Raw genomic sequence first — 10,714 nt, forward strand, 5'->3', positions numbered from 1 at the left:
GCTCCGCGCCCGCGGCGGCGCCGGTTTCAGTGATAGCCGTGACTGGCGCCTACCTTGCCCCGGAAGACCCAGTAGTTCCAGGCCGTGTAGGCCAGGATCACCGGAATAAGGAAGAGGACGCCGATGAGCAGGAAGAGCTGCGAGGCCGGCGATGATGCCGCGTCGTAGATGGTGTGGTCCGGCGGCACGATGTACGGCCACTTGCTCGCCAGCAGGCCAAGATAGGTGAACGCGAAGACACCCATGGTGGCGATGAAGGGCATGTACTCGCGGCCTTTGCGGACCGTTGCCCAGATGCGCCAGGCGAAGAAGAGGGTGATCAGCGGTAGCAGCCAGATCAGGCTGGCCTGGCCGAACCAGCGCTCGCGTACGAAATCCGAGGTCAGTGGGGTCCAGATGCTGACGATGAGGAAGACGGCCATCAGTAGCGCCAGCAGGAGCGGTGTGACGCGATAGGCCCAGGCCTGCAGTTCGCCGGTGGTCTTCATGATCGTCCAGGTGCTGCCCAGTAGCGCGTAGCCGATGACCAATCCGACGCCGGTGAGTACCGTGAAGGGCGTCAGCCAGTCGAAGGCCCCGCCGACGTAGCGCATGTTCTCGACCTCGAAGCCCTGGATATAGCTGCCCACGACGGCGCCCTGCGCAAAGGCGGCGACGGTGGAGCCGCCGGCGAAGGCGATATTCCACCAGTGGCGATTGCGGCTGGACTTGAAGCGGAACTCGAAGGCGATGCCGCGGAAGATCAGGCCGGCCAGCATCAGGAAGACGCCGATGTAGAGTGCCGGCAGGAAGACCGCGTAGACCAGTGGGAAAGCGCCGAGCAGGCCTGCGCCGCCGAGGATGAGCCAGGTCTCGTTGCCGTCCCATACGGGAGCCACCGAGTTCATCATCGTGTCACGCGCGCCGTCGTCCGGGGCGAAGAGGAAGAGGATGCCGACGCCGAGGTCAAAGCCATCCATCAACACATACATGATGATGCCGACGGCGATGATGACGGCCCAGATAAGCGTGAGGTCGATGAGTTCCATGGCGCCTGCCCCTTAGCCGCCCTGCGGCCGGAAATCGAGTTGATCGTCGAGCCCGGTCTCGGCGGCCGAGAAGGGCCGCTTGGCTTGCTGCCATTCGGGGTGGTGCTGCGAGCTTTCCATCTCGTCCATACCCGCGCTTGCCAGGCGCGTGATGTAGAAGATGCCGAGGCAGAAAACCACCGCGTAGACCAGGAAGTAACCGATGAGCGTGAACAGCGCCATCCAGCCAGTGAGCGAGGGCGTGAGCCCTTCCGCCTGCGTCATCACACCCTGGATCACCCAGGGCGCGCGGCCGATCTCGGTGGTGAACCAGCCGGCGGTTACGGCAACGAAGGGCAACGGCACCATCAGCCGCAGGCCCTGCAGGAAGGGGCGGGACTCGAACAGCCGGCCGCGAATGCGCAGCCAGAGCCCGGCCAGCGCGGCGACGATCATCAGCATGCCGATGCCGACCATGATGCGGAAGCTCCAGAAGACCCAGGCCACCGGCGGGCGCTCGTCGGCCGGGACTTCCTTCAGCCCCGGCACGACACCGTCGGCAGAGTGCTTGAGGATGATGCTGGCGGCGTTCGGGATGCCGACCGCCAAGCGGTTGGTCTCGGCTTCCTGGTCCGGCCAGGCGAAGAGCAACAGCGGCACGTGGCTGGCGCGTTCCCAGTTGCCCTCCATGGCCGCAACCTTGGTTGGCTGGTGCTCCATCGTGTTCAAGCCGTGCAGGTCACCAACGAATAGCTGCAGCGGCGCGATGATCAGCAGTAGCCACATGGTCATCGAAAGTGCGCGCCGATTGGCCTCCACGGCGTGATTGCGGATGAGATTCCAGGCGCTGACGCCGGCGACGACGAAGCCGCCGGTCAGGAAGGCGGCCAGGCCCATGTGCGCGAAGCGGTACCAGAAGGAGGGGTTGAAGATGGCCTCGCTCCAGGAGGTCAGATGCACAATGCCCTCGCGCATCTCAAAGCCCGCCGGCGTCTGCATCCAGCTGTTCGCGGACAGGATCCAGAAGGAGGAAATGAAGGTGCCCGCCGAAACCATCACCGCGGAGAAGAAGTGCGCCGCTGGCGGTACCTTGTCGCGGCCGAAGAGCAGCACGCCGAGGAAGGTGGCCTCCATGAAGAAGGCCGTGACGACCTCGTAGCTGAGTACCGGCCCGAGGAAGTTGGCGGCGGCGAAGGAGAAATTGCTCCAGTTCGTGCCGAACTGGAAGGCCATGACCAGACCACTGACCACGCCCAGTCCGAAGACCACCGCGAAGACTCTCGTCCAGAAGGTGCTGAGCTGCTTCCAGACCGGGTTGCCCGTCTTCAGCAGCAGACCTTCCAATACTGCGATGTAGGCGGCCAGCCCGATGGTGAAAACCGGGAAGATGGCGTGGAAAGAAACCACGAAGGCGAACTGGAGGCGGGACAGCAGCAGCGGATCGAGTTCCATGGTTTCTCCTTCGCCGATACGGGGGTATCGCGGCCCTTCTGGCATTGTAGAGAGCCGCTGCTCACGAGGCGAATCGGGCTCAATATAAATAATAGTATATGAATAATCCTAAAAAGAATATAACGCTTGCTCTTTGTCTGCTCGCTGTCGCGGCATGCAGCCGCGCGCCGGGGGAGCCGGCCGTCGAGGGCAGTGCGCGATGGGAGGCGCCCATCACGGCACCGGTGACGCTGACTGTCGAGCTGGTGCCGGTCAGCAACGCTGCCGGGCGGCCCGTCTTCTCGGTGACGCAGGCACTGGAGCCCGACGCGCGCAGCGCCGAGTTTCGCCTGCCTTATGAGCCGCTGCTGCTGGACAGCGAGTACCGGCTGAGCGCCCGGCTGGACCACGCCGAGGGGCTGCTTCTGAGTGAGGAAGAAGAGCGCCTGACGCTGCGCGGCGAGGGCTTCCGCCGGAGGCTGCGTCTGACGCCGCCCTGAGGGCGAACGAACCCATCGCGTAGCGGGCCGGGCCTGCGCTAAGCTGGGGTCACGCCGGGGGTGCCCGACCATGTCGGGCTGAGAGAGTCCCCTCGTACCTGAACCGGATCATGCCGGCGGAGGGAAGGCGTTCGGTGGTGCCGTGCGCGCCATCGCGCGTCGTCTCTTCGCCCGCCAAGAGGATCGAAGCGATGGCTGACGACGCAACCCGCACACCCAACAACGCCCTGCAGCTGCAGCCCGAGCTGTGCCAGCCCTTTGCCGCCAGCCGGCGCATCTTCGTCGAAGGTGGGCAGGGCGTACGCGTCCCAATGCGCGAGATCGCCTGCTCGCCGACGCGCAGCGAAGCCGGGCTGGTCGACAATCCACCTATTACCGTCTACGACACGGCCGGGCCCTATACCGACCCGGAAGCTGAAATCGATCTGGCGCGTGGTCTGGCGCCGCTGCGCGCTGACTGGATCGCTGCGCGCGGCGACAGCGAGCAGCTGACCGGCCCCAGCTCCCTCTTCGGTCGTATCCGCGCCGGAGACCCCGCCACCTCCGGCCTGCGCTTTCCGGAGCCACGAGCTCCGCGGCGCGCGAAGGAAGGCGCCAATGTCAGCCAGATGCATTACGCCCGGCGCGGCGTCGTCACCCCGGAGATGGAATTCGTCGCCGTGCGCGAGAACGCGCGTTTGAATGAACTGCGCGCAACCTACGAACAGGCTGGCTACCTGCGGCGCATGCACGCCGGTGAGACCTTCGGCGCGCAGTTGCCGGCTGAGGTCACGCCCGAGTTCGTGCGCGCCGAGGTCGCGGCGGGCCGCGCCATCATCCCCAACAATCTCAACCATCCGGAATCCGAGCCGATGATCATCGGCCGCAATTTCCGCGTGAAGATCAACGCCAACATCGGCAACTCCGCGGTGACCAGCTCCATCGCCGAAGAGGTCGAGAAGATGGTGCGCGCCATCCGCTGGGGCGGCGATACTGTCATGGACCTGTCCACCGGCAAGCACATCCACGAGACGCGCGAGTGGATCATCCGCAACTCGCCCGTGCCCATCGGCACCGTGCCGATCTATCAGGCGCTGGAGAAGGTCGACGGCAAGGCCGAGGATCTGACATGGGAGATCTTCCGCGACACGCTGATCGAGCAGGCCGAGCAGGGCGTGGACTACTTCACGATCCACGCCGGCGTGCGCCTGCCCTTCATCCCGATGACGGCCGACCGGTTGACCGGCATCGTCTCCAGAGGTGGCTCGATCATGGCCAAGTGGTGCCTGGCGCACCACACCGAGTCCTTCCTCTACACCCGCTTCGAGGAGATCTGCGAGATCATGAAGGCTTACGACGTGGCCTTCTCGCTGGGCGACGGCCTGCGCCCGGGCTGCATCTCGGATGCCAACGATGAGGCGCAGTTCGCCGAGCTGCGCACCCTCGGCGAGCTGACACAGATTGCCTGGAAGCACGACGTGCAGGTCATGATCGAGGGGCCGGGCCACGTGCCCATGCAGCGGATCCGCGAGAACATGACCGAGCAGCTGGAGGCCTGTGCCGAGGCCCCCTTCTACACGCTCGGCCCGCTGACCACCGACATCGCGCCCGGCTACGACCACATCACCAGCGCCATCGGAGCCGCCAACATCGGCTGGTACGGCACGGCCATGCTCTGCTACGTCACGCCCAAGGAGCATCTCGGCCTGCCCGATGCCGACGACGTGCGCGAAGGCATCGTCACCTACAAGCTCGCCGCGCACGCGGCCGATCTGGCCAAGGGGCATCCCGGCGCCCAGGTGCGCGACAACGCCCTAAGCAAGGCGCGCTTCGAGTTCCGCTGGGAGGATCAGTTCAACCTCAGCCTCGATCCGGACAAGGCACGCGAATTCCACGACCAGACACTGCCGCAGGAGGGCGCCAAGACCGCGCACTTCTGCTCCATGTGCGGCCCGCACTTCTGCTCCATGCAGATCACCCAGGAAGTGCGCGACTACGCCCGCGCCAAGGGGCTCGACGAAAAGGCCGCGCTGGAGCAGGGCATGGCCGAGCAGGCGGAGGCCTTCCGGGAATCCGGGGCGGAGATTTACAAGCCGGATTGATTTTGCGGAAGGTGGCGCTGGTGGCGTGTTGGTTTTAGTTGGCTCCGCTGTGCTCGTGGTTCCGCGCCCCAAGACCTTGTCGCTGTCGAATAAGCGCTTCTGCGAGGCGCGGGCTACTTTCTCTGCTTGCCCAGAGAAAGTAGCCAAAGAGAGGGCACCCTACGGAGGCGCTCCGGCCCGCTTTTGGGCGGGCCGAAGTCCCGGCGGCTGGTGGCGTGCTCGGGGTCGCCGTGAAGGGACATCCTGTCCCGTCACGGCTAGATCGGCCATCCGGGCCGATCTCCCCCTGCGCGCGCCACCAGCCGCCGCGCCTCCTGACGGGGACTCTTGAACGGCTCGTCGCTGCGCGACATCGCGACAGAGCGCAGTCGCCGTTTGCCGCGATGCCGCGAAGCGGCGAGCCGTTTAGGAACGTGCCCTTTGAGGGTGATGCGCGACCGACTTGCCGGTGGCAAGTCGCAGCGCGCATCACGGCTGGGCCATGGAAGGGCCAGCCCGGGTCACTTGGCGAGGTCCGGACGACCGAGCCTAGTGACCGCGGCGATTTTCGCGCGACACTCGATCAGCAGATGCTCGCCTTCCATGGCGCTACGGCATCGTCCGAACCACCCCCGGCCCGGACATCCCTGTCCGGGCGTTCGCTCGCTGCGAAGCACCACTGGCGCTTCGGTCGATCTCACCCGCGGCAGGCCACCCGGCGGGCACCATGGCTTTGGTTCCTTTGGCCGTAACCAAAGGAACCCGCGCGTGCGCAAGGGCTGCTACGCAAGCGGACTCGTTCCAAGCGCGGAACCAGGAGCGAGACGGTGCCAGGGCGCGGAACCAGCGAGCACTACCGCCGCATTCCGAATCCAGCTCAGCCACATGTAATGAATGAACGCACGCCAGCAACGCGATCCCCGTACTCCGGCAAGGGAGCCCCTTTTTGCCGGATCGTGCAGCCCGTCATAACATGCGCGACCCGCAAAGCAATCACGAGACCCAAACCATGGCCGAAGAAGAACAGCAGCTGCCCGACATCCGTCTCGACGGCGAGCAGCTCTATCGCGAGGACAATTTCACGGACCGCCGGGTCGGTACGCTGCGCCGGCTGACGCCGGTTACCAGCGACGGTTCGGACGATCCTTCCCGGAGCGTCGTCTTCGAGGGCCAGGCCAGCCTGATGACGCCGGGCGGCGCGCTACCGCTGCACTTCGAGATCGAGGCGACGAGCATCGAGGAGGCGCTGGCCAAGTATCCGGAGGTCGCACAGCAGGCGCTGTTGGAGACCCTCGAGGAAATGCAGCGCATGCGCCGCGAGCAGCAGGGCAGCGGCATCATCGCGCCCGGCCAGGGCGGCGGTGGCGGCATGGGCGGCGGCATGCCGGGTCAGGGCGGCGGCATGCCCGGCGGCGGCAATATCCAGCTCTGAGGCCACCGACGATTCCCGCCATCGGCGCGCGTCGGCGCGCATGCCGCGCGTCGGTCGTCCGCTCGCGTGATTCGCGGTGAGTCCGCCCGCTTCCTACGGTGAAGCGGAAAACGCCTCGCTGCTGACGCGCAGCCTGGGTGTCTTCCGCTACACGCGACGTGCACTGGAGCTGGTCTGGAGTACGTCGGCGCCGCTGGGCATCGCCCTCGGTCTGCTGACGCTGGTGGCCGGTGTGCTGCCGGCCACCGCGGCCTGGGTCGGGCAGCTCATCGTCGACTCGGTGGTGGCGGCCATCGAGGCGCGCGAGGCCGGCGAGGCCGTCGACTTCCGCACGCCGCTGCAGTGGGTGGCACTGGAAGGGCTGATCATGGTGGGCATCGCCGGCGCCCAGCGCGGCATCGCGGCCTGCCAGTCGCTGCTGCGCGCGCTGCTGGGTCAGCGCGTCAACGAGATGATTCTCGACAAGGCCGGGCAGCTGTCGCTGGCCCAGTTCGAGGATTCCGAGCTCTACGACAAGCTCACGCGCGCCCGGCGCGAGGCCTCCCAGCGGCCGCTGGGGCTGGTCAACAAGACCTTCGGCCTGATCCAGAACGGCATCTCGCTGATCAGCTTTGCCGTGATCCTGGTGCAGTTCTCGCCCTGGGCGCTGCTGATCCTCGTCGCCGGCGCCCTGCCGGTCTTCGCGGCCGAGGCGAAGTTCTCCGGCGACGCCTTTCGACTGTTCCGCTGGCGCTCGCCCGAGACGCGCATGCAGATGTATCTGGAGACGGTCCTGGCGCGCGAGGACAGCGTCAAGGAGGTCAAGCTCTTCGGCCTCGGTCCGCTGCTGCTGGGCCGCTACCGCGATATCTTCAAGCGTCTCTACGGCGAGGATCGCGCGCTGACGCTGCGCCGCGAGGGCTGGGGCTTCGGGCTGGGCATCATCGGTTCCATCGCCTTCTACGGCGCCTATGCCTGGGTGGTGGTCGATGCGGTGCGCGGCCGCATCTCGCTGGGCCAGATGACGATGTATGTCGCGGTCTTCCGGCAGGGGCAGGCCGCGGTGTCGGCGATGCTGACCGCCATCAGCGGCATGTACGAGGACAATCTCTACCTCTCCAATCTCTACGAGTATCTGGAGGAGCCCACCGGCGCCGAGACGGGCTGGCGCGAGCAAGGCGTCGCGCCGGGCGACGGCGTGCGCTTCGAGCACGTGGCCTTCCGGTACCCGGGGGCGCAGGCCGACGCGCTGTCGGATGTCAGCTTCCACCTGCAGTCGGGTCAGAGCCTGGCACTGGTCGGCGCCAATGGTTCCGGCAAGACGACGCTGATCAAGCTGCTGACGCGCCTCTACGAGCCGAGCGCCGGCCGTATCCTGCTCGACGGCAGTCCGCTGGGCGAATGGAAGCTGGACGTGCTGCGTCGGCGCATCGGCGTCATCTTCCAGGATTTCATGCGCTATCAGATGCAGGTGGGCGAGAACGTCGGCGCCGGCGATGTCGCCGCCTTCTCCGACGAGGCGCGCTGGCGGCGGGCGGCCGAATTCGGTCAGGCCGATGTCTTCATCGAGCAGCTGCCGGCCGGTTACGCCACGCAGCTCGGCCGCTGGTTCCGCGACGGCCAGGAGCTGTCCGGCGGGCAGTGGCAGAAGATCGCGCTGGCGCGTGCCTTCATGCGCGAGGAGGCCGACATCCTCGTGCTCGACGAGCCGACCGCTTCAATGGACGCCCAGGCCGAGGCCGACATCTTCCAGCGCTTCCGCGACTACGCGCGCGGGCGCATGACCATCATCATCTCGCACCGTTTTTCGACGGTGCGCATCGCCGATCACATCCTCGTCCTCGAGGGTGGCTGCGTCGTCGAATCCGGCACCCACGACAGCCTGATGGCCGACGACGGCCGCTACGCGCATCTCTTCCGGCTGCAGGCGCGCGGCTATCAGTGAGCGGGTCGGCTGAGCGTGGCAAAGACCAGCCCCCCCAGTGCGCCGCACAGGGCCAGCCCGGCCGTGCCCCCAGCCGTGCGCGCCGCGGCGATGGCCGTCACCGGCAGGCTCATGCCCATGATCGCCAGCAGGGCGAGGATGGCGGCCGCGCCGGCCAGCGCGTAGAGGGCGTAGCGCGCCTGCCCGGCAAGCGCGCGCACCAGCAGGGCCGCCACAATGAAGGCGACCAGCAGGGCCATGCCGGCGAGCGCCGCGAACAGTGGCCCGAAGCCGAGCAGGTCGGCCAGCATGGTCTCCGCCGCCAGCCCCGCCGGCACCTCGTGGCCAAGCTGCTCGATGGCGGCCAGATTGTGCCGGGTCTGCCACAGGCTGCCGGTGGCAGCGGTGGCCAGCACGCCGGCGATGAAGGCGAGGAAAAGGCGCAGCAGATGCATGACGGGGTCCGAAGTCGGCGGATGCGGCTGCTATCGTAGCGGCAGCGACTCTCCGAGGACGAACTTCGCCCATGCGCCGACTGCTCTGCTGTGTGCTGCTCCTGCTGGCCGGCTCTGCCGCCCAGGCCGAGGACTATCGCGTGGAAACCGTGGCCGAGGGCCTCGACCATCCCTGGTCGCTGGCCTTTCTGCCCGACGGGCGCATGCTGGTCACCGAGCGCGTCGGCCGCCTGCGCGTCATCGGTACGGATGGCTCACTGTCGGCGCCGGTCGAGGGCGTTCCTGCGGTCCACGCGGAGAGCCAGGGTGGTCTCTTCGATGTGCTGCCGGCGCGCGACTTCGCCGACAGCGGCCAGATCTATCTCTCCTACGCCGATGGCCCGGCCGGCGCCAACGCCACTGCGCTGATGCGCGCGCGGCTGGAAGGCGGGGAACTGATCGCGTCGGAGCCACTGTTTCGGGCCAAGCCGGCCAAGGACACGCCCGTGCACTACGGCGGGCGCATGTGCTGGATGGCCGACGGCACGCTGCTGCTCGGCATGGGCGACGGTTTCGATTTTCGCGAGCAGGCGCAGGACCCCGATAACCACCTCGGCACCATCGTGCGTCTGACTGCCGATGGCGGCGTGCCGGAAGACAATCCCTTCGCCGATGGCGGCGGGCGGCCCGAGGTCTACAGCTACGGCCACCGCAACGTGCAGGGCCTGCTCTGCGACGCCGACGGCGTGCTCGCCCATGAGCACGGCCCGCAGGGTGGCGACGAGCTGAACCGGATCGAAGCGGGCGCCAACTACGGCTGGCCGGTGGTCACCGGCGGGCTGGACTACAACAACGCCCGCGTCACGCCCTTCGACAGTCGGCCCGGCATGCTGCCGCCGCTGCTGGAGTGGACGCCCTCCATCGGCCCGAGCGGGCTGATGCGCTACACGGGCGATGCCTTCGGCGAATGGCAGGGCGATCTCTTCGTGGCGACCCTGGTCGAGCCGGGCGTGCGCCGCGTCCGCTTGCGCGGCGACGAGGTGCTCGGCCAGGAAGTGCTCTTCGAGGCCCAGGGCCAGCGCATCCGCGACGTGCGCAACGGGCCTGACGGCGCGCTGTACCTGCTCACCGACGCGGCGGACGGCGCCGTGCTTCGGGTGCTGCCCGCGCGCTGAGCCAAAGCGCCCCACTTTTCCCCCGCCTTACCCAGCGGGCGTTGCCGGTGACGGCCGCCCGCGGCCGTCTGTTGTCCGGCCGCGCGATGGCGTATTTCAGGAGAAATCGAAGAAAAACACCCAAGTGCATGTTTTTGAGAGTTTTTCGCCAGAGTTGCAAATGCTGCCGCAACTAACTGTTTCGCCTTCGATTTTCGGTTGCGATGTGGGGGAACGTGGAGTAAAGTGGGTGACACGTGCACTAAGGTGGGGAGCGCAGGAGACTGACCGCTTCCAGAGGCGTAGCTCATGTTCACCGGGGAACACCCGCTCAATGTCGATGACAAAGGACGCCTGGCAGTGCCGGCGCGTTATCGACAGCAGCTGGCCGATACCCACGGGCTGCAGCTCTACGTCACCATCGTCAATCTGGACGGCAATGCGCGGCTCGAGATCTACCCGGCGCCGGTCTTCAAGGAGATCGCCGAACAGATCCAGCAGATGGAGGATCGCGACCTCGCCGAGGCGCTGAAGCTCGGCTTCGTCGGCCGCGCTGTCGAAACCGAGATCGATCGCCAGGGCCGCATCGTGCTGCCGCCGCTGCTCCGCCGCGATGCCGGCATCGATAACCGCGCCATGCTGGTGGGCCAGATCACGCGTTTCGACGTCTGGGAGCAGGCGACCTACGAGGCGACGCGCGTGCCGCAGGACCAGCTCGCCACCGCGCTACAGAAGATTCGGCGGTGATCCTCGATGCTGCCCGCCTCCGACATCGCGCTCCGCCCCCGGGTAG

General features: G+C 67.0%; 9 protein-coding genes and 1 riboswitch. Of the genes, 6 read left to right on the forward strand and 3 right to left on the reverse strand.

Annotated elements, in window-relative coordinates; translation table 11 throughout:
- Window positions 1–26: 26 nt before the first annotated feature.
- On the reverse strand, window positions 27–1,028 hold the full coding sequence (gene cydB / locus U743_RS02650; RefSeq protein ID WP_043765319.1) for a cytochrome d ubiquinol oxidase subunit II: 1,002 nt from the start codon (window positions 1,026–1,028) through the stop codon (window positions 27–29).
- Window positions 1,029–1,040: 12 nt separating this feature from the next.
- Window positions 1,041–2,459: a cytochrome ubiquinol oxidase subunit I gene (locus U743_RS02655; protein WP_043765321.1), complete on the reverse strand. Its 1,419-nt coding sequence runs from the start codon at window positions 2,457–2,459 to the stop codon at window positions 1,041–1,043.
- A 98-nt stretch (window positions 2,460–2,557) separates the two neighbouring features.
- On the opposite strand from U743_RS02655, the gene U743_RS02660 reads away from it, so the two are divergent.
- The 4 genes from U743_RS02660 to U743_RS02675 all read left to right on the forward strand — a co-directional run bounded on the left by U743_RS02660 (window position 2,558) and on the right by U743_RS02675 (window position 8,354).
- Window positions 2,558–2,938: a YbaY family lipoprotein gene (locus U743_RS02660; RefSeq protein WP_156966306.1), complete on the forward strand. Its 381-nt coding sequence runs from the start codon at window positions 2,558–2,560 to the stop codon at window positions 2,936–2,938.
- Between the two features lie 46 nt (window positions 2,939–2,984).
- A riboswitch (TPP riboswitch) is annotated at window positions 2,985–3,081 on the forward strand.
- Between the two features lie 48 nt (window positions 3,082–3,129).
- The gene (gene thiC / locus U743_RS02665) at window positions 3,130–5,019 is read left to right on the forward strand and encodes a phosphomethylpyrimidine synthase ThiC (RefSeq protein ID WP_043765325.1); all 1,890 of its coding nucleotides are present in this window, start codon (window positions 3,130–3,132) and stop codon (window positions 5,017–5,019) included.
- A 988-nt stretch (window positions 5,020–6,007) separates the two neighbouring features.
- On the forward strand, window positions 6,008–6,430 hold the full coding sequence (locus tag U743_RS02670; RefSeq protein ID WP_043770818.1) for a hypothetical protein: 423 nt from the start codon (window positions 6,008–6,010) through the stop codon (window positions 6,428–6,430).
- A gap of 76 nt (window positions 6,431–6,506) precedes the next feature.
- Entirely contained in the window at window positions 6,507–8,354 is a 1,848-nt protein-coding gene (locus U743_RS02675; RefSeq protein ID WP_043765327.1) for an ABC transporter ATP-binding protein, read from the forward strand.
- Here the strand turns inward: U743_RS02675 and U743_RS02680 are convergent.
- On the reverse strand, window positions 8,348–8,788 hold the full coding sequence (locus tag U743_RS02680) for a hypothetical protein (protein ID WP_043765329.1): 441 nt from the start codon (window positions 8,786–8,788) through the stop codon (window positions 8,348–8,350). The two genes, U743_RS02675 and U743_RS02680, sit on opposite strands and share 7 nt — an antisense overlap.
- Before the next feature lie 71 nt (window positions 8,789–8,859).
- Here U743_RS02680 and U743_RS02685 point away from each other — a divergent pair, with 71 nt between their 5' ends.
- Both U743_RS02685 and U743_RS02690 read left to right on the forward strand, forming a co-directional pair.
- Window positions 8,860–9,942: a PQQ-dependent sugar dehydrogenase gene (locus U743_RS02685; RefSeq protein WP_043765331.1), complete on the forward strand. Its 1,083-nt coding sequence runs from the start codon at window positions 8,860–8,862 to the stop codon at window positions 9,940–9,942.
- Between the two features lie 288 nt (window positions 9,943–10,230).
- Window positions 10,231–10,668 carry a division/cell wall cluster transcriptional repressor MraZ gene (locus tag U743_RS02690; protein ID WP_052367451.1) on the forward strand — a complete coding sequence of 146 codons (438 nt, stop codon included), beginning with the start codon at window positions 10,231–10,233 and terminating at the stop codon, window positions 10,666–10,668.
- Window positions 10,669–10,714 lie beyond the last annotated feature (46 nt).

Source organism: Algiphilus aromaticivorans DG1253, assembly GCF_000733765.1.
In the GTDB taxonomy this organism is placed as follows: domain Bacteria; phylum Pseudomonadota; class Gammaproteobacteria; order Nevskiales; family Nevskiaceae; genus Algiphilus; species Algiphilus aromaticivorans.

What these genes read in the sequence shown, in the direction of transcription:
- U743_RS02655 (WP_043765321.1), bottom strand. Translation starts at nt 2,459, where the DNA reads ATGGAACTCGATCCGCTGCTGCTGTCCCGCCTCCAGTTCGCCTTCGTG.
- U743_RS02670 (WP_043770818.1), top strand. Translation starts at nt 6,008, where the DNA reads ATGGCCGAAGAAGAACAGCAGCTGCCCGACATCCGTCTCGACGGCGAG.
- U743_RS02680 (WP_043765329.1), bottom strand. Translation starts at nt 8,788, where the DNA reads ATGCATCTGCTGCGCCTTTTCCTCGCCTTCATCGCCGGCGTGCTGGCC.
- U743_RS02685 (WP_043765331.1), top strand. Translation starts at nt 8,860, where the DNA reads ATGCGCCGACTGCTCTGCTGTGTGCTGCTCCTGCTGGCCGGCTCTGCC.
- U743_RS02660 (WP_156966306.1), top strand. Translation starts at nt 2,558, where the DNA reads ATGAATAATCCTAAAAAGAATATAACGCTTGCTCTTTGTCTGCTCGCT.
- U743_RS02690 (WP_052367451.1), top strand. Translation starts at nt 10,231, where the DNA reads ATGTTCACCGGGGAACACCCGCTCAATGTCGATGACAAAGGACGCCTG.
- thiC (WP_043765325.1), top strand. Translation starts at nt 3,130, where the DNA reads ATGGCTGACGACGCAACCCGCACACCCAACAACGCCCTGCAGCTGCAG.
- cydB (WP_043765319.1), bottom strand. Translation starts at nt 1,028, where the DNA reads ATGGAACTCATCGACCTCACGCTTATCTGGGCCGTCATCATCGCCGTC.